Source organism: Pseudomonas sp. QD4, from assembly GCF_049199125.1.
Taxonomy (GTDB): domain Bacteria; phylum Pseudomonadota; class Gammaproteobacteria; order Pseudomonadales; family Pseudomonadaceae; genus Aquipseudomonas.
In genome coordinates, this window is record NZ_JBLZOM010000004.1 from 243,916 (window position 1) to 266,701 (window position 22,786).

Below are 22,786 nucleotides of genomic sequence, written 5' to 3' on the forward strand. Positions count from 1 at the left end.
GCGAACTAGCAAACGCTCATCCGCTTCACGACGCTCTCACTTGGGTGAGACGACGGGATCATTCCCACTCAATGGTCGCCGGCGGCTTGCTCGACACGTCATACGTCACGCGGGAGATGCCTTCGATTTCATTGATGATGCGGCCGCTGACGGTTTCCAGCAGCTCGTAAGGCAGGTGTGCCCAACGCGCGGTCATGAAGTCGATGGTTTCCACGGCACGCAGGGCCACGACCCAGGCGTAGCGACGGCCATCGCCAACAACGCCTACGGATTTCACCGGCTGGAACACCACGAACGCCTGGCTGACTTTGTGGTACCAGTCGGCCTTGCGCAGTTCTTCGATGAAGATGTGGTCGGCGCGACGCAGCAGGTCGGCGTATTCCTTCTTCACTTCGCCGAGGATGCGCACACCCAGGCCCGGACCCGGGAACGGGTGACGGTAGACCATGTCATACGGCAGGCCGAGCTCCAGGCCCAGACGACGGACTTCGTCCTTGAACAGTTCGCGCAGCGGTTCTACCAGCTTGAGGTTCATCTCTTCCGGCAGGCCACCCACGTTGTGGTGGGACTTGATCACGTGGGCCTTGCCGCTTTTGGCGCCAGCCGATTCGATCACGTCCGGGTAGATGGTGCCCTGGGCCAGGTACTTGATGTTGTCCAGTTTGTTGGACTGGGCATCGAATACGTCGATGAAGGTGCGGCCGATGATCTTGCGCTTCTTCTCCGGGTCGCTTTCGCCAGCCAGATTGTTCAGGAACTGCTCTTCAGCGTTGGCGCGGATCACTTTGACGCCCATGTTCTCGGCGAACATGGCCATCACTTGCTCGCCTTCGTGCAGGCGCAGCAAGCCGTTGTCGACGAAGACGCAGGTCAGCTGGTCGCCGATGGCCTTGTGCAGCAGCGCGGCAACCACCGAGGAGTCCACACCGCCGGACAGGCCGAGCAGGACGTTGTCGGTCCCGACCTGGGCGCGAACCTGGGCGATGGCGTCTTCAGCGATTTTCGACGGGGTCCACAGCGCTTCGCAGCCACAGATGTCGAGGATGAAGCGCGAGAGGATGCGACCGCCCTGCTTGGTGTGGGTCACTTCCGGGTGGAACTGCACGCCGTAGTAGCCGCGAGCATCGTTGAACATGCCGGCGATCGGGCAGCTCGGGGTGCTGGCGAGGATGTGGAAATCCTCCGGCATCTTGGTGACCTTGTCACCGTGGCTCATCCACACGTCGAGGCCGAACAGGCCATCGGCGTCAACGTGGTCTTCGATGCCGTCGAGCAGGCGGCTCTTGCCGACCACATCAACCCGGGCGTAACCGAACTCACGCAACTCGGAACCTTCAACCTTGCCGCCCAACTGCTCGGCCATGGTCTGCATGCCGTAGCAAATACCGAAGACCGGGACGCCCAGGTCGAACACGGCTTGCGGGCAGCGAGGGCTGTTGGCTTCGTGCACGGACTCGGGACCGCCGGCGAGGATCACGCCTTTTGGAGCGAATTCGCGAATGGCATCCTCGTCCATGTCGAACGGATGCAGTTCGCAGTACACGCCGATCTCACGCACGCGGCGGGCAATCAGTTGGGTGTATTGCGAACCGAAGTCGAGGATCAGGATGCGGTGAGCGTGAATATCGAGGGCCATGATTCAGTCTCGTCTAAGTCAATCAGTAACAGTCGTGATTCAGAAACAACTCGGGGCTGAATAAAACAGCCCCGGTTGCTTAACGATTTGCTTGAAGCCTCAACCTACGCGGTAGTTTGGCGCTTCCTTGGTGATCTGCACGTCGTGCACGTGGGATTCGGCCATGCCGGCGCCGGTGATCCGCACGAATTCAGGCTTGGTGCGCATCTCTTCGATGTCGGCGCTGCCGGTGTAACCCATCGAGGAACGCAGGCCGCCCATCAGTTGATGGATGATCGCGCTCAGGGTGCCCTTGTACGGAACACGGCCTTCGATGCCTTCCGGAACCAGCTTCTCGGCACCCGCGGAGGAGTCCTGGAAGTAACGGTCGGAAGAACCTTGCGCCTGAGACATAGCACCCAGCGAACCCATGCCGCGGTAAGCCTTGTAGGAGCGACCCTGGAACAGTTCGATTTCGCCTGGTGCCTCTTCGGTACCGGCAAACATCGAGCCCATCATCACGCAGGAAGCGCCAGCAACGATGGCCTTGGACAGGTCACCGGAGAAGCGGATGCCACCGTCGGCGATCAACGGCACGCCGGTGCCTTCAAGAGCCGATGCCACATTGGCAATGGCGCTGATTTGCGGCACGCCGACACCGGCAACGATACGGGTGGTGCAGATCGAGCCTGGGCCGATGCCGACCTTGACTGCGTCGGCGCCCGCTTCAACCAGGGCCTTGGCCGCAGCGCCGGTGGCAATGTTGCCGCCGATCACTTGCACTTCAGGGAAATTCTCTTTGACCCAGCGCACGCGGTCGATCACACCCTTGGAATGACCGTGGGCGGTGTCGACCACCACCACGTCAACGCCGGCAGCCACCAGGGCCGAGACGCGCTCGCCGGTGTCCTTGCCGGTGCCGACCGCAGCGCCTACACGCAGACGACCTTGGTCGTCCTTGCTGGCCAGCGGGTAAGCCTTGGCTTTTTCGATGTCGTTGACGGTCATCATGCCTTTCAGGACAAATTTTTCGTCGACGATCAGCACGCGCTCGATGCGGTGCTTGTGTAACAACTCACGGACGTCGTTCTTGTCGGCGCCTTCGTTGACCGTGACCAGGCGCTCTTTAGGCGTCATCACTTCACGGACAGTGGCTTCCAGACGGTTCTCGAAACGCACGTCACGGGACGTGACGATGCCGACCAGGTCGCCATCGTGCAGTACCGGAACGCCGGAGATGTTGTGCATGCGGGTCAGTTCGAACAGCTCGCGAACAGTGGCTTCGGCCTCGATGGTGATCGGGTCCTTGACCACACCGGCCTCGTAACGCTTGACCTTGCGCACTTCGGCAGCTTGCTGCTCGATGGTCATGTTCTTGTGGATGATACCGATGCCGCCTTCCTGAGCCATGGCGATTGCCAGACGGGCTTCAGTGACGGTGTCCATGGCGGCGGAGACCAGTGGAATATTCAGCTCGATGCCACGGGTAAGACGGGTCTTTAGACTGACTTCGTTGGGAAGTACCTCGGAATAACCGGGGACTAGAAGAATGTCGTCAAAGGTGAGGGCTTCTTGGCTGATACGCAGCATCGCGGGGGCTCCCGGGCGGGAAATTGGAAGCGCGCCATTATACTCAGACAGCCCCGCCGGCTCAATGTAAAACTATGCCTAATATCGACGGGGTGATGGGTGGGGCAATTGTCGCGCTGCTACGTCTATATCAAGCGCAACGTCGTCCCCTCCCTCACCCCCTCCTCTAGCCCCGTTGCGCAGTTTGTCGGCGCTCGGTCAGCCCGGTATTACAACTCGACCTTCACCCAGCTCACCGGCACGTCCAGCCAATCGGCGAACTCATCGATAAAGTCCTGCTTGAACCCGGCCTCGGCCCAGTTGTTGAAGATAAAGCCCAGGTTGGAAAACCCGCATTCCTGAAGAAACAGGAAACCGTTGATGTCGTCTTCATGGCCGCACAGGGGGCAAGTGAAGTTATCGGTGCGCCCGGGCATCCAGTCCTCCAGGCTCTCGAACAGCGCCTCGCCGACTTCCTGGCGGCACTCGGCGCAACCGGCTTCTTCGAGAAAGCCTTTGGCCGGGGTATAGATGCAACGCGCGGTGATGATCTCCAGGCCGTTGATCGGCTCGCCAAACGGCAGCGCTTCCGGGTGCAGCGCCACCGCCCGCGCACCCGGGGCAATGGCATGGGCCATGCGATTGCCGGTACGGCCGCAGGTGCTCAGGGTCTCTTCGATAATGTTCTTGCGCACCAGCCAGCGCACGATCGCCCGCGCGCGCGGTTCGTGCACCGGCAAGGTGGAGATTTTCGGGACGATGATGCTTTGCGAATTCATGGGGTGAGGCCTGGAACGTCTGAAAGGAAAGAGCTGCGTCGTCAGCGTGGGCATCATCAGCGGCGAACCGGCACCCGCATCGAAGCGGGTGGCGGTGGGCCAATGACAAGCCTGCGGGCCGGCAGCTTAATCCCTGGACCCCACAGGTCAAGTGCTCAGGTAGCGACCGATAAGGGCCAGCCCGCTGGCCAGCACCAGCCAGGTCACCAGTCGGACAAAGGCCTCCCGTGAAAGCTTCATGGTGACCCGCCGGCCGATCCACAGCCCCAGGGCCATCGCCGGCAACAGACACAGGGCCAACACCAACAAGGGTAGCTCGGCATAGACCCCGGCGAGCATAAACAGGCTCAAGCGGACCACGGTGCTGCAACTGATCAGCGCACTCTGGGTCGCCCGCGCCGGATCCTTGGGCAGGCGGCTGTTGAGGTAAATGGCGTAGAGGAACCCACCGCTGCCAAACAGCGCACCGAACAAGCCGCCGACGATCCCCATGGGGACCGCCCAACCGGCTGCCAGGCGAGTTGGCCGGGCCTTGATCCACAAGCTGTAAACCGCGTAGGCGCTGATAAACAGCCCCATCATCAACAGCAACAGGTCGGACTTGAGGTTGAGCAGGAAGATCACCCCCAGGGTGCACCCCACCGCCATGCAGGGTAATAAACGCAGCAATTCAGGCTTGGCCACGTCTTTGCGCGACGGCAACAGGTTGCCGAAGGCCGCGACGAAATCCAGCAGCACCAGCAGCGGTACGATCTTCGACAGCGGCATGAACAGAATCAGGATCGGCCCCGCCACCAGCGCCGTGCCAAAGCCGGCAATGCCGAACACTATATAAGCCAGGACAATACCGACTCCGATCAACAACCAAGCCCAAGGGCTGAACGACCACTGACTCAACAACTCAAGCGCACTCATCAATTGACCCCTTATCCAGTTGCAGATGACTTTAGCCAGCGGCGAGCCTTGCGACTAATATCGTCCTGGACACTTACTCATCTCAAAAAGGCATGACTCGTGATTTCGACCCGCCAGTTGCGTTATTTCGTGGAAATCGCCGAATGCGGCAGCTTCAGCGCGGCGGCCGAGCGCCTGTTCGTGGCCCAGTCGGCGTTGAGCCGGCAGATCAAGGAACTGGAAAGCCACCTGCAAACCCCGCTGTTCGAACGCACCTCGCGCCTGCCCCGGCTGACGGCTGCGGGCGAAGCGTTTTTCCCCCGGGCACGCACGCTACTGACCGAACTGCACAAGGCCAGCGAACACGCGACCCAGGTCGGCCACGGGCAACTGGGCACCCTGCGCCTGAGCCACTCCAGCACCGTACCCATGAGCGGGCGCCTGCTGGGCGCCATCAGCACCTACCTGGAACACTGCCCCGGGGCCAACATGGACATCGTCAAGCTGTCGTCGGAGGCGCAGCTGGAGGAGCTGGCGCAAGGTCGCCTGGATATCGGCCTGCTGCGTCTGCCCGTACTGCGCCAGCGCGAAGGGGTGCAGATCATCCCGCTGTTCAACGAGCCACTGTTGCTCGCCGTGCCGCCGCAGCATCCCCTGGCGCTGGATCCTCCGCCCCGGGGCATCGACCTGGCGGATCTCAAGCAGCAAGCCTTTATCTCCATCCCCCACCCGCAACGGGGCGGCCTGAGTTACCTGTCGGCGGAACTCTGCATGCGCCAGGGCTTTTTCCCCAAGGCGGCGCGGGTGGTGTCGCGCAAGACCACCCAGTTGCAGCTGATCCAGGCCGGCTTCGGGATTGCCCTGCTGCCGCAATCGATGCGCGATATCGCCCCGGCGAACATTCATTTCCTGCCCCTGGCCGACCCGGATTGCCAAAGCACTGTCGCCCTTGCCTGCCGCCAACAACCGACGCCCCTGGTGGGGCAATTTATCGAGACCTTTCGCAGCGCCCTCTAGCCGCTGGCACAAGCCACTCAGGGTTTTGCCGATTTGCGTTGTTCCCTGGCGAGGCTCGCCTTTAAACTGCGCCCCATGATTAAAGATCCCTTTACAAGACTCGGCCTGGACCGCGAGGTCCTGACCGTCAGCCAGCTCAACGGCCGCGCGCGGGTGTTGCTCGAAGATGTGTTCAGCAATATCTGGGTCGAGGGCGAAATCTCCAACCTCGCCCGCCCGGCCTCCGGCCACGTCTACTTCACCCTCAAGGACAGTGGCGCCCAGGTACGTTGCGCGCTGTTCCGGCAGAACGCCGCTCGCGTGCGCCAGGCCTTGAAGGATGGCCTGGCGGTCAAGGTACGGGGCAAGGTTTCGCTGTTCGAAGGGCGTGGCGACTATCAGTTGATCCTCGATACCGTGGAGCCGGCCGGTGATGGCGCCCTGCGCCTGGCCTTCGATGCGCTCAAGGAAAAACTCAGCGCCGAAGGTCTGTTCAGCGCCGAGCGCAAACGGCCACTGCCGGCCCATCCGCAGCGCATCGGCATTATCAGTTCGCCCACCGGCGCGGTGATTCGCGACATCATCAGCGTGTTTCGCCGCCGCGCACCGCAGGTTGCCCTGACGCTGATCCCTACCGCCGTGCAAGGCCGCGAAGCCACCGCGCAGATCGTCCGCGCCCTGCAAATGGCCGATGCCCGGGGTTTCGACGCGCTGATCCTGGCCCGCGGCGGCGGCTCGCTGGAAGACCTCTGGTGTTTCAACGAAGAAGCCGTGGCCCGTGCGGTCGATGCCTGCGTGACGCCGATTGTCAGCGCCGTCGGCCATGAAACCGATGTCTCGATCAGCGATTTTGTCGCCGACGTGCGGGCTCCTACTCCGTCAGCCGCCGCCGAATTGCTGGCCCCGGACTCCAGCGACCTGGTACGCCGCGTCGAAAGCCTGCACCGCCGGCTGGTGATGCGCATGCGCGACCGCCTGGCCCGGGACCGCCTGCGCCTGGAGGGCATGGCTCGACGCCTGCGCCACCCCGGCGAACGCCTGCGTCAGCAGGCACAACGCCTGGACGACCTGGACATGCGCATGCGCCGGGCCTTCGAACGCAGCCTCAATACCCGCCGCGAACGCCTGATCCGCCTCGAAACCCGCCTCGCCGGCCAGCACCCCGGCCGCCAGCTGGCCATGCTGCGCCAGCGCCTGGAAAGCCTGGCCGAACGCTTGCCAAGGGCCATGCGCGAGGGGCTCAAATCCAGGCGCCTGCAGTTGCAGAGCCAGGTCCAGACCCTGCAGGTGGTCAGTCCCCTGGCCACACTGGGTCGGGGCTACAGCATTTTGCTGGACGAGCGCGGCCAGGCGATTCGCAGCGCCGAACAGACCCGGCCCGGGCAACGTCTTAAAGCCAAGCTGGGCGAAGGCGAGCTGCACGTTCGCGTCGAAGATAACCACCTGACGCCCGTTACCCTTTCTCTACTGGACTGATCCATGCCGCGCTTTCTGAGCTTCGCGCTACTGCTGTGCCTGACCCTCAACGCCCATGCCGACAGTTACATCACCCGCCTGCTGAACAAGCCGGTGCCTGGCGGTGTGGCCGTGGTCGACCTGGGCAGTGCCGCCCAGGCGCCCAAAGCCAGCTACGGAGGCAAACCGGTGCTGGTGGTCAAGGAACAGGACAACTGGCTGGCCATTGTCGGCGTGCCCCTGACCGTCAAACCAGGCACCCAGCAGATCACCGCGGGCGGGCGCAACCTGAGCTTCGTGGTCGGCAGCAAGAAATACCCGGAACAACACATCACCCTGAAGAACCAGCGCCAGGTCAACCCCAATCCGGCCGACCTCAAGCGCATCGACGGTGAACTGGCCGAGCAGATCCGCGCCTACCGCACCTTCAGTCCGAATACCCCGAGCAACCTGCTGCTGGACAAACCGGTCAACGGCCCGCTGTCGAGCAAGTTCGGGGTCCGCCGCTTCTTCAATGGCGAAGAGCGCAATCCTCACGCCGGGTTGGACTTTGCGGTTCCTGCGGGGACGCCGATCAAGACGCCGGCGGGCGGCAAGGTGATTCTGATCGGCAACTACTTCTTCAACGGCAATACGGTGTTCGTCGACCACGGCCAGGGTTTTATCAGCATGTTTTGCCACATGTCGAAAATCGACGTGAAGGTCGGCCAGCAACTGGCCCGTGGCGGCGTGGTGGGCAAGGTCGGTTCGACAGGTCGCGCGACCGGGCCGCACATGCACTGGAACGTCAGCTTGAACGATGCCCGGGTCGACCCGGCGATCTTTATCGGCGCCTTCCAGCCCTGATCGCCCCGGGGCCGGCTTGCCCAGTTGAATCGCTGGCAGGCTGGCCCGCATAAATTGCGCCACGGGAAACACTCACGCAATTAAAACCATTAATAATGGGCAATACCGAAACAAAATCTCGCTATCTTTCGAGTTTCGAGTATTCCTCTCAATTTTTTGCGGTCGCTTGCCATCTTTCACCCCAGTGGTTAGGGTTGGCCTCATGAAAACCTCTCACACCCTCATCCAGCGTCGTCAACATCGAAGCCTCTGCCTCGTCAGCGCACGACTGCCAGGCTGAATCGCGGTGCCTCGTCCCCCCTGCTTCAAAAACCATTGACCCACCGGCAGGCCGCCTCTTTTCGGCCCGGACAATAAGGATTTCCCCATGAGCATGCTCAAAGACCCGTCCTCGAAGTACCGCGCGTTCCCGACCATCAACTTGCCGGATCGCACCTGGCCGTCGAAGACCATCACCAGCGCGCCGATCTGGTGCAGCTCCGACTTGCGTGATGGCAACCAGTCGCTGATCGAGCCGATGGATGCAGTCAAGAAGCTGCGCTTCTGGAAAACCCTGGTCGCCGTGGGCGTGAAAGAAATCGAAGCCTCGTTCCCAGCCGCCTCCCAGACTGACTTCGACTTCGTGCGCACCCTGATCGAAGACGGGCACATCCCGGACGACACCACCATCCAGGTGCTGACCCAAGGCCGTGAAGACTTGATCGAACGCACCTTCGAGTCCTTGCGCGGGGCGAAGAAAGCCATCGTTCACCTGTACAACGCGACCTCCCCTTCTTTCCGCCGCATCGTCTTCAACCAGGACAAGGACGGGATCAAGGCCATTGCGGTCAACGCCGCCAAGCTGTTCGTCAAATACGCAGCCTTGCAGCCCGAAACCCAATGGCAGTTCGAGTACTCGCCAGAAACCTTCAGCGCCACCGAACTGGAATTCGCCAAGGAAGTCTGCGATGCGGTGATTGAAGTCTGGAACCCGACGCCGACCCACAAGGTGATCCTCAACCTGCCGGCCACCGTCGAATGCGCGACCCCGAACATCTATGCCGACCAGATCGAATGGTTCGGCCGCCATATCAACCGTCGTGACAGCGTGCTGATCAGCCTGCACACCCACAACGACCGTGGCACTGGCGTAGCTGCTACCGAATTGGGCCTGATGGCCGGGGCCGACCGTGTTGAAGGCTGCCTGTTCGGCAATGGCGAACGCACCGGCAACGTCGACCTGGTGACCGTGGCCCTGAACCTCTACACCCAGGGCGTCGACCCTGAGTTGGACTTCTCGGACATCGACGGCGTGCGCAAGGTGGTGGAAGAGTGCAACCAGATTCCGGTGCACCCACGTCATCCGTACGTCGGCGACCTGGTGCATACCGCGTTCTCCGGTTCGCACCAGGATGCCATCCGCAAAGGCTTCGCCCAGCAGAAGTCGGACGCCCTGTGGGAAGTGCCGTACTTGCCGATCGACCCGGCCGATATCGGCCGCAGCTATGAGGCGGTGATTCGCGTCAACAGCCAGTCGGGCAAGGGCGGTATCGCTTACCTGCTGGAGCAGGAATACGGCATCAACTTGCCACGCCGCATGCAGATCGAGTTCAGCCAGGTGGTACAGCGTGAAACCGACCGCCTCGGCCTGGAGATGACCGCGCAGCAGATCCACGCCCTGCTCCACAGCGAGTATCTGCAAGCCAACACCCCGTATGCGCTGGTCAGCCATCGCCTGCAGGAAGAGAACGGCCACAGCGCCGTTGAAGTCGAAGTGTCGAGCAAGGGCCAGGGCGAGACCAACCTGCACTGGCGCGGCAAAGGCAACGGTGCCCTGGAGGCACTGGTGGCCGGCTTGCCAATCCCGGTGGAGATCATGGACTACAACGAACATGCCATCGGCGCAGGCACCAACGCCAAGGCAGCAGCCTACATCGAGCTGCGGGTCGACGGTGAACGTGCGGTGCATGGCGTGGGTATCGATGAAAACATCACCACTGCCAGCTTCAAGGCTCTGTTCAGCGCCCTGAACCGCTCCCTGAGCCAGCAGGAAGCCAAAGCCGCATAAACCCCGGCTGCAACGCAAAAGGCCCCGAGGTGAACGCCTCGGGGCCTTTTTATTGGGCTTGATGACTCACAGCGAGGGCTCGGCCCTCAAGCATGCACATCAACGCTGAACATGGCCTGCAACAGTGCCGCCTGCAAGGTTTGCAGGGTGCTGCTGGTGACTGCGATCTGCGCCTGGATGGTCATCACGCGCTGGGCTTTCTGCTGTTCAGTGCCCTGACTGCGTTGCGCGCTGGCCAGTTCCTGTTGCTGCTGCGCCAACATCTTCTGCGTTTGCTCGATCTGCTTTTTCAGCTCTTCGACCGGGTCACCACCGCCCTTCACCGAATCGATACTGGCGCCGGCAGAGTCGACACGCAGCTCTTTGCTGCCCTCATCCGCCTCGTCCTCGACCGGCGCAAGTACAGTACTGTTGGCGGTGCTCGGATCAGCACCGTTGATCAGTACCTTGGGCGCTGAGACCGGGAAAGGGTTAACCGCTGTGACACCGATACTGGTCATGAATTGAATCTCCCTGGTTGAACCTGCTATCGACCTTCAGCGCCGAATCTTGATAGGCCGCCCATGCAAAAAGCGGCCGTTGCTCTCAGGTGAACACAAAGGTATCGGCGTCCAGGTTGGCCGGGAACCGGGTGCGATAGGCCGCCAGCTCTGCCGCATCCAGGCATACCTGGAATACGCCATCGGCGTCGCCGGCGCTGAGCAGCGTCTCGCCCTGGAAGTCCAGCACCTGGCTGTCACCGGTATAGGCAAAGCCTTTACCGTCGGTGCCCACACGGTTCACAGCCGCCACATAGCACAGGTTTTCAATGGCCCGCGCCGGCAACAGGCGATTCCAGTGCTGGCGCCGCGCACCCGGCCAATTGGCGGTGTACAGCAGCAGGTCGGTGTCGTGGGCATCGCGGCTCCACACCGGGAAGCGCAGGTCGTAGCAAATCAGTGGACGCACTCGCCACCCCTTGAGCTCGAACTGCACCTGACGCTCGCCAGGGGTGTAGTGGTTGTGCTCGCCGGCCATGCGAAACAGGTGGCGCTTGTCGTAGTGCCAGACCTCACCATCGGGCCGCGCCCACAGCAGGCGGTTGCGATGGCTGCCGTCGGCAGCCTGGACAATCACGCTACCGGTGATCACCGCATCGAGTTTCGCGGCCTGGGCGCGCAACCATTTACTGGTGGGGCCATTCTCGGCCTCGGCCAGGGTCTCGGACTCCATGGAAAATCCGGTGGTGAACATCTCGGGCAGGATAATCAGGTCCGCGCCGCGGGCCTGTTCAAGTAACCGCTCGAAGTGCTCGAAGTTGGCCTGGCGATCATGCCAGGCCAGGGTGGTCTGGATCAGTGCCACATTCAGATTGGGTAACGCACTCAAATCACGCATAGCTTCTCTGCCGCTTGACGCAGCGTCTCCTCGCGCTTGGCAAAACACAGGCGTACCAGACGCTGTTCCTGCGGCGGGCTCTGGTAGAACACCGACACCGGAATGGTCGCCACGCCGTGTTCACGGGTCATCCAGATCGCCATCTCGACATCACTCAGGTCCGGACGAATCTGTGAATAGTCCACCAATTGGAAATAAGTACCGGCCACCCGAGTAAAACTGAACCGCGAAGGGGCCAGCAGATCGCAGAACAGATCACGCTTGGCCTGGTAGAACGCTGGCAGTTCTTCAACATGTTCCGGGTGCTCGGCCATGTAGTCGGCCAAAGCGTACTGCAAAGGGGTCACGCCGCAGAAGCTGACATATTGATGCACCTTGCGCAGCTCGGCGCTCAGCGCCGGGGGAGCCACCACATAACCGGTTTTCCAGCCGGTAACGTGATAAGTCTTGCCGAACGAGCTGACCACGAATGCCCGCTGATACAACTCCTCATGGGCCAGCACACTGACATGGGGTACACCGTCGAACACCAGGTGCTCGTATACCTCATCGCTGACCAAGTAAATGTCGCGATCGCGAATCAGGGCCGCCAACTTATCCAGCTCGGCCCGTGAGATCAGCGCGCCGCTGGGGTTGTGCGGGCTGTTGAGAATGATCATGCGGGTGCGTGGGCTCAGCGCGTCACCGAGCTTCTGCCAATCGATGGCAAAGTCCTTCACGCCCAGTTGCACATGCACGCAACGGCCACCGGCCAGCTCGACCGAAGGTTCGTAGCTGTCGTAGCACGGGTCGAAGACGATCACCTCGTCACCGCGCTGGATCACCGCCTGAATGGCGCAGAAGATCGCCTGGGTCGCGCCAGGCGTGATGGTCACTTCAGTGTCGGGATCAACCTGCACGCCATAGCTGCGGGCGATCTTGGCCGCCACTTGCTGGCGTAGCGCCGGCAGCCCGGTCATGGGCGCGTATTGGTTATGACCGCTGGCGATATGCCGGCCAACGGCGTCGCGCAATGCCTGCGGCCCGTCGAAATCCGGAAAACCTTGAGACAGATTGAGCGCGCCGGTTTCGGCAGCGAGCTGGGACATTTGGGTGAAGATGGTGGTGCCGACGTTCGGCAACTTACTGGTGATCATGGGGATTCCCTGCTGAACACCCGGCTCTACGGCGGCGCGGGAGAGCCCGAGGATAGCCCAAACGCCGGCCATTAAAAAAGGGTCCATATAGGACCCTTTTTGACAGCAGCTGCGCGCTTCAAGTTTTAAGCGACACGCTTTGAAACTGACAGTGTGTCACTCGCCGCTGCTTACTTCTTATCGCGGCGTTTCTTGTCGGCTTTTTTGTGGTGAGTCATCAAACGACGCTTCTTGTTCACCTGACGGTCAGTCAGCGTGTTCTTGTTGCCTTCGTATGGGTTCTCGCCACCCTTGAACTCGATACGGATCGGCGTACCAACCAGCTTCAGGACACGGCGGTAGGTGTTTTCCAGGTAACGCACATACGACTTGGGCACCTTCTCGATCTGGTTACCGTGGATCACGATAATCGGCGGGTTGGCACCACCCAAGTGGGCGTAACGCAGCTTGATGCGGCGGTTGTTGACCATCGGCGGTGCATGCTCGCCTACCGCGTCTTCCAGGATCTGGGTCAGACGGTTGGTCGGCCAGCGGGTCACTGCGGACTTGAACGAGTTCTGGACCGACGCGTAGAGGTTACCCACGCCGGTGCCGTGCAGCGCCGAGATAAAGTGGATATCGGCGAACTCGACGAAGAACAGCCGACGTTGCAGCTCGATCTTCACAAAATCGCGCTCGCTCGGCGTCATGCCGTCCCACTTGTTGATCGCGATCACCAGTGCCCGACCGGCCTCCAGGGCAAAGCCCAGCAGGTTGAGGTCGTGGTCCACCACGCCTTCGCGGGCGTCCATCACAAAGATCACCACGTTGGCGTCTTTGATCGCTTGCAGGGTTTTCACCACCGAGAATTTTTCAACTTCCTCGTGGATCTTGCCGCGCTTGCGCACACCGGCGGTGTCGATCAGCGTGTACTTTTCCTCGTTACGTTCGAACGGGATGTAGATGCTGTCGCGGGTGGTGCCGGGCTGGTCGTAGACGATGACCCGGTCTTCACCGAGCATGCGGTTGACCAGGGTCGACTTGCCGACGTTCGGCCGGCCGATGATGGCGATCTTGATCCCGTCCTTTTCGCTCGGGCCAGGAATGCGCTTGGCTTCCTCGCCTTCGGCAACGATCTCTTCCTCGCCTTCTTCCGGCTCTTCTTCATCTCTCGGGAAATCGCTCAGGGCGATCTCCAGCATCTGGGTGATGCCACGGCCATGAGCACCGGCGATTGGAATCGCGTGGCCCATGCCCAACGGGGCGAATTCGGCGCGGGCCATTTCCGGGTCGATGTTGTCGACCTTGTTGGCGACCACGTAGGAGCGCTTGTTACGCTTGCGCAAGTGCTCGGCGATCATCTGGTCAGCCGCGGTGAAACCGGCTTTGGCGTCTACCAGGAACAGAACGACGTCGGCTTCTTCAATGGCCAGCAGCGACTGCTCGGCCATCTTTTCATCCATGCCATGCTCGTCACCGGAAATACCACCGGTGTCGACCAGAATGTAGGAGCGCCCTTGCCACTTGGCCTCACCGTATTGGCGATCACGGGTCAGACCGGACAAGTCGCCGACGATGGCGTCGCGAGTCCGAGTCAGGCGGTTGAACAAGGTGGACTTGCCGACGTTCGGTCGACCCACCAGGGCGATTACGGGAACCATGCGGCTCTCCACTGCGTTATTTCAGAAAATACAAAAGCCGCTGCGAGGCAGCGGCTGGTGCTCGGGGCAGCACGTTCAAGTGCTACGAGCCTTGCCAAGGCAAGGCCGCCTGGAGACATTGCTGCCCCCAAGCATAGTCAAACCATTACTTGATGGTCAGGGCTTCCAGTTTGCCGCTGTTGCCATACACATAAATCATGTCACCCACCACCAGCGGACGCGCACGCAGGCCGTCGCTGTCGATGCGCTGACGGCCGACGAAACGACCGTCAACCTGGCTCAGCAGATGCAGGTAACCTTCCAGGTCACCGACCGCCACGTAGCTGGAGAACACTTCCGGAGCCGACAGTTGGCGGCGAGCCAGAGAGTCATTGCTCCACAGGGCAGTGGTGGAGCGCTCGTCAACACCTTCAACGGTGCCCGACGACAGGCTCACGTACACGCTGCCAAAACCCTGGGCGACGCCGGCATAGCTGGAAGCATCACGCTGCCAGAGCGGACGACCGCTTTCCAGGTCCAGGGCTGCAACGCGACCCTGGTAGCTGGCGACATACAGGGTGCCGCCCGACAGCAGCAAGCCACCGTCAATGTCGACGACCCGATCCAGCTCGGAACGGCCCTGAGGAATAGCCACACGCTGCTCCCACACCGGCACGCCGTTGCGGATATCCAGGGCGACCACTTTACCGGTGGACAGGCCGGCCACTGCCAGGCGGTTGGTCACCACCGGAGCACTGGTACCGCGCAGGGTCAGTACTGCAGGAGTGCTGTCATAGAGCCAGAGTTGGTTGCCGGTGCTGGCGTCGAGGCCAATCACACGGTCGTCCTGGGTTTGCACCACCACCACATCGCCATTGCTGGCAGGTGGGGCGAGGACTTCACTGGTCACGCGAGCGCGCCATTTTTCTTCGCCGCTGGACGCATCCAGGGCAACCACTTCGCCCTTCAGAGTGCCGATCATGACCAGGCCGTAACCCACGCCAACGGCGCCGGAAACAGGCAGTTCAAGGTCTTTCTTCCATTTGACGTCACCGTTCATGCGATCCAGGGACATCACCACGCCGGTAACGTCCGCGGCATAGATGGTGTCGCCGTCGATGGCCGGAACCAGCATGTTGTAGGTTTCGCCCTGGCCGTCACCGACCGAACGGCTCCACTGCTTCTGCAGGACCACTTCTTCTTTGAAGTCGACCAGCTCAGCCGGTGGCAGTTCTTTTTTGCTGTTGCTGCTGCAACCCGCGGCCAAAATGGCCAGAGCCAGCAATGCTGCATGTTTCCAACGAATCACGTCACGCATCCCCTTTGGCCAGGTCGTCCAGCTTGATTTGTAGGCCACCGACCGCCGCTTCATCAGACAGCGCAGCCTTGGCTTTTTGGTAAGCCGCGTGGGCTTCGTCGATCCGGCCCAGTTGGACCAGCAGGTCGCCCTTGAGCTCTTCACGAGTGGCCAGGAACGACTTGTCAGCATCGCCGTCGAGCAGCTTCAGTGCTTCATCGGCTTTGTTCTGTGCGGCCAGTACCTGCGCCAGGCGCTGGCGTGCAACTTCACCCAGGGTCGGATTCACAGGCTTGTCGGCAATCGCCTTGAGCTCGCTGGCAGCATCGTCCAGCTTGCCGGTATCGACCGCGACCTTGGCCACGAACAGGCTGCCGTATTGCGCGTAGGCGGTGCCGCCGAACTCGCTGTTGAGCTTGCCGGCCAGGTCCGCAACGCGCGCCGCATCAGGCTTGCCGTCAGGGGTCAGCGTGGTTTCAAGCAATTGCTGATAGAGCATCGAGGCGCCTTGCGACTGATTGCTCTGATACTTGTGCCAGGCCTGCCAGCCGAACACGATGACCAGCGCCAACAGGCCGCCAGTGACCAGGGGTTTGCCGTTGCGCTGCCACCAGTCTTTGAATTCCGTCAGCTGTTCATCTTCGGTACTCGACACCCCAATACTCCTTAATCGCTAAATTCGGCTGTTTGACAGCTTCAACCCTGCACGACGCAGGTGGCCAGGTGTGCAGCGAGCGCATCCCAGGCAATGCTTTGTTGTTCGCCCTGGCCACGCAGGGGTTTGAAACCTACCACTTGCTGGGCCAGTTCGTCGTCACCGAGGATCAGTGCGTACAGCGCACCGCTCTTGTCGGCCTTCTTGAATTGACTCTTGAAACTACCGGCGCCGGCGTTGATCTGCAGGCGCAGGTTTGGCAGTTGATCGCGAACCCGCTCGCTCAAGGCCAGGGCGGCCAGTTCGGCAGCCTCGCCAAAGGCGCAGAGGTAGACATCGACCTGACGGGAAATCTCGTCCGGGATCTGCTCCAGGGTTTCCAGCAGCAGCACCAGGCGCTCGATGCCCATGGCAAAACCTACGCCCGGGGTCGGCTTGCCGCCCATCTGCTCCACCAGACCGTCGTAACGACCGCCCGCGCAGACAGTGCCCTGGGCGCCGAGCTTGTCGGTGACCCATTCGAAAACCGTCTTGCTGTAGTAATCCAGGCCACGGACCAACTTGGGGTTGATCACATACGGAATGCCGGCAGCGTCCAGGCGCGCCTTGAGGCCTTCGAAATGCACCCGCGACTCTTCGTCGAGGTAGTCGGCCAGTTTCGGCGCATCCACCAATACCGCCTGAGTTTCCGGATGCTTGGTATCGAGCACCCGCAGCGGGTTGGTTTTCAGGCGGCGCTGGCTGTCTTCATCCAGCAACTCGAGGCGGGCCGAGAGGAATTCCACCAGCGCGTCGCGATAACGGGCACGAGCCTCGGCGGTGCCCAGGCTGTTGAGTTCGAGCTTGACCGCGTCACGAATACCCAGCTCGCCCCACAGGCGCCAGGTCAGCACGATCAGTTCGGCGTCGATGTCCGGACCGTCGAGGTTGAACACTTCGCAACCGATCTGGTGAAACTGGCGATAACGGCCTTTCTGCGGGCGTTCGTGGCGGAACATCGGACCGATGTACCACAACTTCTGCACCTGGCCACCGCCGGTAATGCCGTGTTCGAGGACCGCGCGCACGCACGCGGCGGTGCCTTCCGGACGCAGGGTCAGGGAGTCGCCGTTACGGTCTTCGAAGGTGTACATCTCTTTTTCGACAATGTCGGTCACTTCGCCGATGGAGCGCTTGAACAGATCGGTGAACTCGACGATCGGCATGCGGATCTGCTTGTAACCGTAGTTATCCAGCAGGCGCGCCACAGTGCTCTCGAAATAGCGCCACAGGGGCGTCTGCTCGGGCAGGATGTCATTCATGCCACGAATGGCTTGCAGAGACTTGCTCACTAAAAATCCTTAAATTCTGTTGAATCAGCCGCGCGCGATCACCGCAGCGTCAGCTTCGACCTTTTCGGCCGCTTTCTGGCGGATCAGCTTTTCCAGCTCATCCACCAGATTCTCATTCGTCAATTTCTGCGACGGCTTGCCGTCGATGTAAATCAGGTTCGGTGTACCGCCAGTCAGGCCGATATGGGCCTCCTTGGCTTCACCTGGACCGTTGACCACACAGCCGATGACCGCAACATCCAGCGGCACCAACAGGTCTTCAAGGCGCCCTTCCAGCTCGTTCATGGTCTTGACCACATCGAAGTTCTGCCGCGAGCAGCTCGGGCAGGCGATGAAGTTGATACCACGGGAACGCAGATGCAGGGATTTGAGAATGTCGTAGCCGACTTTCACTTCCTCGACCGGGTCAGCCGCCAGCGAGATGCGAATAGTATCGCCAATCCCGTCGGCCAGCAGCATACCGAGGCCCACGGCGGATTTCACCGTGCCTGAGCGCAAACCACCGGCTTCGGTAATGCCCAAGTGCAGCGGCTGGACGATTTCCTTGGCCAGCAGGCGGTAGGCTTCGACAGCCATGAACACATCGGAGGCCTTTACGCTGACCTTGAAATCCTGGAAATTCAGGCGTTCAAGGTGCTCGACGTGACGCAGGGCCGACTCAACCAGGGCTGCCGGGGTCGGTTCGCCGTATTTCTTCTGCAGATCCTTTTCCAGGGAGCCGGCGTTGACGCCGATGCGGATCGGGATCCCGCGGTCACGGGCGGCATCAACCACAGCACGCACACGGTCTTCACGACCGATGTTGCCCGGGTTGATCCGCAGGCAATCGACGCCCAGCTCAGCCACGCGCAGGGCGATCCGGTAGTCGAAGTGGATGTCGGCCACCAGCGGTACCTTGACCAGCTGCTTGATGCGACCGAATGCTTCGGCAGCGTCCATGTCCGGGACCGATACCCGCACGATATCCACGCCTGCGGCTTCCAGGCGGTTGATCTGGGCCACGGTAGCGGCCACGTCATTGGTATCGCTGTTGGTCATGCTCTGCACCGCGATCGGGGCATCGCCCCCCACAGGCACCGAGCCAACCCAGATTTTGCGGGACTCGCGACGTTTGATTGGAGATTCGCCGTGCATGACTTATTGACCTAACTTCAGGCGAGCGGTCTCGCCACTGGTGAACGGAGCCACATCGACCGCTTGTCCGTTGTAGCTGATTTGCGCGCCACGGGCGTAGCCCAGGCGTACGGCAAATGGCGGCTTGCCCGTCACGTCGGCGGTTTCGCCTTTACGCTTGAGGCCACTGAGCAGCACCTTGCCATTGCCATCAATGACCTGGGCCCAGCAATCAGCAATGAATTGAATCTGGACCTGACCCGAACCTGCCACCGGGGCTGCTGCGGGTGCCGATACGGCCGGGGCGGCAACCGTTGGGGCAGGCGTTACCGGCGCAGTCGGCGCGGCTGCTGCCGGGGCGCTGACCACCGGAGCGGGCGCGGTATGGGCCGGCGCTGCAACGGTTGGAGCAGAAGCAGCGGGGGCAGCGGGGCTGGCCGGGGCTTCAGCCGGGGTCTGAGCCTGTGGCAGGGCGAGGTTGGTAGCCCCCCCTTCAGCCTGACCTTCGACCACGGCCTGGTCTTCCGGCTCGTCGATCGGGTGAATCTGTGTGGTGCCATCGGCGCCTTCGACTTCGACGTGCTCCTGGCCGAACGACGTCAGGTCCTTGCTGCGCAGCGAGGTCTGATCCTGCCACCAGATAAAGCCACCGCCGACCACAGCCACCAGCAGCAACAGGCTGACGATGCGCAAAATGGTGTGGGAAACCCGGACCGGTTCTTCAATACGACCCAAGGCATGCACGCTGCTGCCTTGAGAGTCGGAGCCGGTGTAAAGGTCGAACTGCTGGACCAGGTTGGTCTGCTCCATCCCCAGCAACTTGGCGTAGGCACGGATATAACCACGGGAAAAGGTATGTCCCGGCAGCTTGTCGAAAGCACCGGTTTCCAGATTATTCAGCGAGCTCACGGTGAGATTGAGCTTCAGGGCCACTTCTGCCTGCGACCAACCATTGCTTTCGCGGGCCTGACGCAGGGTCTCACCGGGGTTTACGCGAGTCACTGCTAGAACTTCGGGATGCGCCGCTTTCATCATTGCTCCGACAGGTATTGCTGATATTCCGGCGTACCGGGATAGAGTCGTTTTAATTGCAGACCATAACTGGCGGCCTTGTCGCGATCTTCAAACACATCCGCCAGCCGAACGCCGAGCAATAGACTACGTGCATTTTGCTCGCTCAGCAGGCTAAAACGGTCGTAATAGTCGCGTGCGGGGACATAATGCCTGTCTTCGAAGGACAACTCAGCCATTTCCAGCAAGGCGTGCGGTTGTTGACGATTCAGACGCAGGGCTTTTTCCAGTTGCTGCTGGGCCAACTCACGCTGCCCCAATTTCTTTGCGGTCATGCCAAGGTTCTCGAACACGCGAGAACGCTCGGGGTACAGGGTATCAGCAGCAGCCTGTTCAAAGCGCTGATAAGCCTCTTTGTAACGTTTTTCTTCGAAGAGAAAGCTGCCGTAGTTATTGAGGATCCGAGCATCGGCAGGGCGCGAGGCCAAGGCCTTGCGAAAATGCTCGTCGGCCAGCTCCGGCTCCATCTCGGCCTGGAACACCAGCCCCAGGGCGGCATTGGCATCGGCGTCCGACTCATCCAGCTCCAGGGCTTTCTTGAGCGGCACCTTGGCACGTTCGGTCATGCCCTGTTGCAGATACCCCAAACCCAGTTGCACATAGGCCTGACGCGCTTCGTCGCGGCCCTTACTGGTGTTCAGCGGGTTGAAATCACCCGACAGAACGCAGCCAGCCGAGAGGCTGACAACCAGCAACAGCAGCGCAACGCGAAAGGTCATGGAGAGCCTCTCTCAAGTACGATTCGCGGCGCTTTGCGGCATATCGGCATCAGCGCTCAACTCGCGCACCGCAATATAGCGTTCGCTGCGACGGGTGCGGTCCAGCACCTGCCCGACCAGTTGGCCACAGGCGGCATCGATATCCTCACCACGGGTGGTGCGCACGGTGACGTTGAAACCGGCGTGATGCAGCTGGTCCTGGAAACGACGGATGGCATTGTTGCTCGGCCGCTCGTAACCGGAGTGCGGGAACGGGTTGAACGGGATCAGGTTGATCTTGCACGGAATGTTCTTGAGCAACTCGATCATTTCAACCGCATGCTCGACCTTGTCGTTGATGTCCTTGAGCAAGGTGTACTCGATGGTCAGCACGCGCTTTTCGCCCAGGGACGACATGTAGCGCTGGCAGGACTCGAGCAGCATCTTCAGCGGGTACTTCTTGTTGATCGGCACCAGCTGGTTGCGCAACGCATCGTTGGGAGCGTGCAGGGACAACGCCAGCGAGACGTCGATGTGCTTGGACAGCTCATCGATCATCGGCACCACGCCGGAGGTCGACAGGGTCACTCGGCGCTTGGAGATGCCGTAACCCAGGTCGTCCATCATCAGGTGCATGGCCGCGACGACGTTGTCGAAGTTCAGCAGCGGCTCGCCCATGCCCATCATCACCACGTTGGTGATGGCACGGTCGGCGGTCGCCGGGATGCTGCCGAACGATTTATTGGCAATCCACACCTGGCCGATGACTTCGGCGGCGGTGAGGTTGCTGTTGAAACCTTGCTTGCCGGTGGAGCAGAAACTGCAATCCAGGGCACAGCCTGCCTGGGACGAAACGCAAAGAGTGCCGCGTTTGCCCTGGGGAATGTACACGGTCTCGACGCAGCTGCCGGACGCCACGCGCACCACCCATTTACGGGTGCCATCGCTGGAGATGTCCTCGCTGACGACTTCAGGACCGCGAACCTCAGCAATCACCTTGAGCTTGTCGCGCAAGGCTTTGCTGACGTTCGTCATGGCGTCGAAATCATCGACGCCAAGGTGGTGAATCCATTTCATTACCTGACCGGCACGGAAACGCTTCTCCCCGATTGAGTCGAAGAATTTTTCCATTTCCTGTTGAGTCAGACCCAACAGGTTGGTTTTTACAGTCGATGTAGTCATGGATTCACCTTCACTCTTAAGCCAATGCTTAGCGAGTGGTTACTTCAGTAGCAGCGAAAAAGTAAGCGATTTCGCGAGCAGCAGCGGCTTCGGAGTCCGAACCGTGAACGGCGTTGGCGTCGATGGACTCGGCGAAGTCAGCACGGATAGTGCCGGCAGCAGCTTCTTTAGGGTTGGTAGCGCCCATCAGCTCACGGTTCAGAGCGATAGCGTTTTCGCCTTCCAGAACCTGAACGACAACCGGACCGGAAGTCATGAAGGCAACCAGCTCGCCGAAGAAACCACGAGCGCTGTGCTCAGCGTAGAAGCCTTCGGCTTCAGCTTTGGACAGTTGCTTCATTTTCGAAGCTACAACGCGCAGGCCGGCTTCTTCGAAACGGGAAACGATCTTGCCGATGACGTTTTTTGCAACAGCGTCAGGCTTGATGATGGAGAAAGTACGTTGAACAGCCATGGTGTAACTCCAGAAACGGTAATTTGCGAAAAATTAAACCCGCGAATTATACGCGGGTTTATAGGGATTGCCTAACTGCGTACAGCGCGGATTCAGTCCGCTTCTTCAATCCAGGCAGCCTGAATTGCTTCAAGAACTTTCTCGCCACCGCGAGCCGGATCGTCGCTGAACTCCGGCAGTGCCAGAACCCACTTGTGCAGATCGACAAAGTTTACATAGCGCGGATCCACTTCCGGCCGGGATTCGGCCAGCTGAATCGCGATTTCCAGCACATCAACCCATTTCAGACTCATGACTATTCCTTGAATCAGTGCGGCGCTTCGGCGGCATGGTTGAGCGAGTATTTCGGGATTTCGACGGTCAGGTCTTCTTCACCGACGATCGCCTGGCAGGACAGGCGCGACTGAGGCTCAAGCCCCCAGGCCTTGTCCAGCATGTCTTCTTCCAGTTCGTCCGCTTCATTCAGCGAATCGAACCCTTCACGAATCACGCAGTGGCAGGTGGTGCAGGCACAGACACCGCCGCAGGCGCTTTCGATCTCGATATGGTTATCGTGGGCCACTTCGAGAATCGAGGTACCGGGCGCAACCTCTACAACCAGACCTTCCGGGCACAGCACGGCATGTGGCAGAAAAATGATCTGCGGCATCAG

22 protein-coding genes are annotated in these 22,786 nt (G+C 60.9%); 4 read left to right on the plus strand and 18 right to left on the minus strand.

The features are described 5' to 3' along the window. Positions 1-58 precede the first annotated feature (58 nt). The 4 genes from guaA to ACOZJV_RS24110 all read right to left on the minus strand — a co-directional run bounded on the left by guaA (position 59) and on the right by ACOZJV_RS24110 (position 4,878). Entirely contained in the window at positions 59-1,636 is a 1,578-nt protein-coding gene (guaA, locus tag ACOZJV_RS24095) for a glutamine-hydrolyzing GMP synthase (protein WP_078472012.1), read from the minus strand. A gap of 99 nt (positions 1,637-1,735) precedes the next feature. After that, a complete protein-coding gene (gene guaB / locus ACOZJV_RS24100) occupies positions 1,736-3,205 on the minus strand; it encodes an IMP dehydrogenase (protein ID WP_078472013.1) in 1,470 nt (489 codons plus the stop codon). A gap of 209 nt (positions 3,206-3,414) precedes the next feature. Continuing rightward, a complete protein-coding gene (locus tag ACOZJV_RS24105) occupies positions 3,415-3,963 on the minus strand; it encodes a sugar ABC transporter ATPase (protein ID WP_201127721.1) in 549 nt (182 codons plus the stop codon). A gap of 147 nt (positions 3,964-4,110) precedes the next feature. Further along, complete coding sequence (locus tag ACOZJV_RS24110; protein ID WP_078472014.1) at positions 4,111-4,878, minus strand: sulfite exporter TauE/SafE family protein; 768 nt, start codon at positions 4,876-4,878, stop codon at positions 4,111-4,113. Positions 4,879-4,977: 99 nt separating this feature from the next. Between ACOZJV_RS24110 and ACOZJV_RS24115 the strand changes: the two genes are divergently transcribed. The 4 genes from ACOZJV_RS24115 to leuA all read left to right on the plus strand — a co-directional run bounded on the left by ACOZJV_RS24115 (position 4,978) and on the right by leuA (position 10,201). Further along, on the plus strand, positions 4,978-5,874 hold the full coding sequence (locus ACOZJV_RS24115) for a LysR family transcriptional regulator (protein WP_421548678.1): 897 nt from the start codon (positions 4,978-4,980) through the stop codon (positions 5,872-5,874). A 75-nt stretch (positions 5,875-5,949) separates the two neighbouring features. Then, a complete protein-coding gene (xseA, locus tag ACOZJV_RS24120; RefSeq protein WP_421548679.1) occupies positions 5,950-7,329 on the plus strand; it encodes an exodeoxyribonuclease VII large subunit in 1,380 nt (459 codons plus the stop codon). Positions 7,330-7,332: 3 nt separating this feature from the next. After that, positions 7,333-8,154 carry a peptidoglycan DD-metalloendopeptidase family protein gene (locus ACOZJV_RS24125; protein WP_078472017.1) on the plus strand — a complete coding sequence of 274 codons (822 nt, stop codon included), beginning with the start codon at positions 7,333-7,335 and terminating at the stop codon, positions 8,152-8,154. Positions 8,155-8,521: 367 nt separating this feature from the next. Continuing rightward, on the plus strand, positions 8,522-10,201 hold the full coding sequence (gene leuA / locus ACOZJV_RS24130; RefSeq protein ID WP_201127730.1) for a 2-isopropylmalate synthase: 1,680 nt from the start codon (positions 8,522-8,524) through the stop codon (positions 10,199-10,201). A gap of 86 nt (positions 10,202-10,287) precedes the next feature. On the opposite strand, the gene ACOZJV_RS24135 is transcribed toward leuA, so the two are convergent. The 14 genes from ACOZJV_RS24135 to fdx form a co-directional block, all read right to left on the minus strand. Next, positions 10,288-10,701, minus strand: a complete 414-nt coding sequence (locus ACOZJV_RS24135; RefSeq protein ID WP_421548680.1) for a hypothetical protein — start codon at positions 10,699-10,701, stop codon at positions 10,288-10,290. Between the two features lie 85 nt (positions 10,702-10,786). Then, complete coding sequence (locus ACOZJV_RS24140; RefSeq protein WP_078472020.1) at positions 10,787-11,578, minus strand: amidohydrolase; 792 nt, start codon at positions 11,576-11,578, stop codon at positions 10,787-10,789. Beyond that, positions 11,566-12,714, minus strand: coding sequence for a pyridoxal phosphate-dependent aminotransferase (locus ACOZJV_RS24145; RefSeq protein ID WP_421548681.1), 1,149 nt, complete (start codon positions 12,712-12,714; stop codon positions 11,566-11,568). Before ACOZJV_RS24145 ends, ACOZJV_RS24140 begins: the two co-directional genes overlap by 13 nt. 170 nt (positions 12,715-12,884) lie before the next feature. Then, the gene (der, locus tag ACOZJV_RS24150) at positions 12,885-14,354 is read right to left on the minus strand and encodes a ribosome biogenesis GTPase Der (RefSeq protein WP_020298482.1); all 1,470 of its coding nucleotides are present in this window, start codon (positions 14,352-14,354) and stop codon (positions 12,885-12,887) included. 145 nt (positions 14,355-14,499) lie between these two features. Beyond that, on the minus strand, positions 14,500-15,651 hold the full coding sequence (gene bamB / locus ACOZJV_RS24155; RefSeq protein WP_078472022.1) for an outer membrane protein assembly factor BamB: 1,152 nt from the start codon (positions 15,649-15,651) through the stop codon (positions 14,500-14,502). After that, the gene (locus tag ACOZJV_RS24160) at positions 15,644-16,285 is read right to left on the minus strand and encodes a tetratricopeptide repeat protein (protein ID WP_020298480.1); all 642 of its coding nucleotides are present in this window, start codon (positions 16,283-16,285) and stop codon (positions 15,644-15,646) included. The genes bamB and ACOZJV_RS24160 overlap by 8 nt, the downstream gene beginning before the upstream one ends. Before the next feature lie 41 nt (positions 16,286-16,326). Further along, the gene (gene hisS, locus ACOZJV_RS24165) at positions 16,327-17,616 is read right to left on the minus strand and encodes a histidine--tRNA ligase (RefSeq protein ID WP_201127737.1); all 1,290 of its coding nucleotides are present in this window, start codon (positions 17,614-17,616) and stop codon (positions 16,327-16,329) included. A gap of 24 nt (positions 17,617-17,640) precedes the next feature. Beyond that, positions 17,641-18,750, minus strand: coding sequence for a flavodoxin-dependent (E)-4-hydroxy-3-methylbut-2-enyl-diphosphate synthase (ispG, locus tag ACOZJV_RS24170; RefSeq protein WP_020298478.1), 1,110 nt, complete (start codon positions 18,748-18,750; stop codon positions 17,641-17,643). Positions 18,751-18,753: 3 nt separating this feature from the next. Next, positions 18,754-19,761, minus strand: a complete 1,008-nt coding sequence (locus ACOZJV_RS24175) for a RodZ domain-containing protein (protein WP_201208224.1) — start codon at positions 19,759-19,761, stop codon at positions 18,754-18,756. After that, positions 19,761-20,519: a type IV pilus biogenesis/stability protein PilW gene (gene pilW, locus ACOZJV_RS24180; protein ID WP_078472025.1), complete on the minus strand. Its 759-nt coding sequence runs from the start codon at positions 20,517-20,519 to the stop codon at positions 19,761-19,763. Before pilW ends, ACOZJV_RS24175 begins: the two co-directional genes overlap by 1 nt. A gap of 12 nt (positions 20,520-20,531) precedes the next feature. After that, the gene (gene rlmN / locus ACOZJV_RS24185) at positions 20,532-21,680 is read right to left on the minus strand and encodes a 23S rRNA (adenine(2503)-C(2))-methyltransferase RlmN (protein WP_020298475.1); all 1,149 of its coding nucleotides are present in this window, start codon (positions 21,678-21,680) and stop codon (positions 20,532-20,534) included. Positions 21,681-21,708: 28 nt separating this feature from the next. Next, complete coding sequence (ndk, locus tag ACOZJV_RS24190) at positions 21,709-22,134, minus strand: nucleoside-diphosphate kinase (protein ID WP_020298474.1); 426 nt, start codon at positions 22,132-22,134, stop codon at positions 21,709-21,711. 92 nt (positions 22,135-22,226) lie between these two features. After that, positions 22,227-22,427, minus strand: coding sequence for a Fe-S cluster assembly protein IscX (iscX, locus tag ACOZJV_RS24195; RefSeq protein WP_020298473.1), 201 nt, complete (start codon positions 22,425-22,427; stop codon positions 22,227-22,229). Between the two features lie 14 nt (positions 22,428-22,441). Continuing rightward, the gene (gene fdx, locus ACOZJV_RS24200; RefSeq protein WP_020298472.1) at positions 22,442-22,783 is read right to left on the minus strand and encodes an ISC system 2Fe-2S type ferredoxin; all 342 of its coding nucleotides are present in this window, start codon (positions 22,781-22,783) and stop codon (positions 22,442-22,444) included. Positions 22,784-22,786 lie beyond the last annotated feature (3 nt).

Coding starts and splice junctions, on each gene's coding strand:
- pilW (WP_078472025.1), bottom strand. CDS start 20,519: ATGACCTTTCGCGTTGCGCTGCTGTTGCTGGTTGTCAGCCTCTCGGCT.
- ACOZJV_RS24135 (WP_421548680.1), bottom strand. CDS start 10,701: ATGACCAGTATCGGTGTCACAGCGGTTAACCCTTTCCCGGTCTCAGCG.
- fdx (WP_020298472.1), bottom strand. CDS start 22,783: ATGCCGCAGATCATTTTTCTGCCACATGCCGTGCTGTGCCCGGAAGGT.
- ndk (WP_020298474.1), bottom strand. CDS start 22,134: ATGGCTGTTCAACGTACTTTCTCCATCATCAAGCCTGACGCTGTTGCA.
- guaA (WP_078472012.1), bottom strand. CDS start 1,636: ATGGCCCTCGATATTCACGCTCACCGCATCCTGATCCTCGACTTCGGT.
- der (WP_020298482.1), bottom strand. CDS start 14,354: ATGGTTCCCGTAATCGCCCTGGTGGGTCGACCGAACGTCGGCAAGTCC.
- xseA (WP_421548679.1), top strand. CDS start 5,950: ATGATTAAAGATCCCTTTACAAGACTCGGCCTGGACCGCGAGGTCCTG.
- ACOZJV_RS24175 (WP_201208224.1), bottom strand. CDS start 19,761: ATGAAAGCGGCGCATCCCGAAGTTCTAGCAGTGACTCGCGTAAACCCC.
- rlmN (WP_020298475.1), bottom strand. CDS start 21,680: ATGACTACATCGACTGTAAAAACCAACCTGTTGGGTCTGACTCAACAG.
- ACOZJV_RS24110 (WP_078472014.1), bottom strand. CDS start 4,878: ATGAGTGCGCTTGAGTTGTTGAGTCAGTGGTCGTTCAGCCCTTGGGCT.
- iscX (WP_020298473.1), bottom strand. CDS start 22,427: ATGAGTCTGAAATGGGTTGATGTGCTGGAAATCGCGATTCAGCTGGCC.
- bamB (WP_078472022.1), bottom strand. CDS start 15,651: ATGCGTGACGTGATTCGTTGGAAACATGCAGCATTGCTGGCTCTGGCC.
- ACOZJV_RS24125 (WP_078472017.1), top strand. CDS start 7,333: ATGCCGCGCTTTCTGAGCTTCGCGCTACTGCTGTGCCTGACCCTCAAC.
- guaB (WP_078472013.1), bottom strand. CDS start 3,205: ATGCTGCGTATCAGCCAAGAAGCCCTCACCTTTGACGACATTCTTCTA.
- leuA (WP_201127730.1), top strand. CDS start 8,522: ATGAGCATGCTCAAAGACCCGTCCTCGAAGTACCGCGCGTTCCCGACC.
- ACOZJV_RS24140 (WP_078472020.1), bottom strand. CDS start 11,578: ATGCGTGATTTGAGTGCGTTACCCAATCTGAATGTGGCACTGATCCAG.
- ACOZJV_RS24145 (WP_421548681.1), bottom strand. CDS start 12,714: ATGATCACCAGTAAGTTGCCGAACGTCGGCACCACCATCTTCACCCAA.
- ACOZJV_RS24105 (WP_201127721.1), bottom strand. CDS start 3,963: ATGAATTCGCAAAGCATCATCGTCCCGAAAATCTCCACCTTGCCGGTG.
- ispG (WP_020298478.1), bottom strand. CDS start 18,750: ATGCACGGCGAATCTCCAATCAAACGTCGCGAGTCCCGCAAAATCTGG.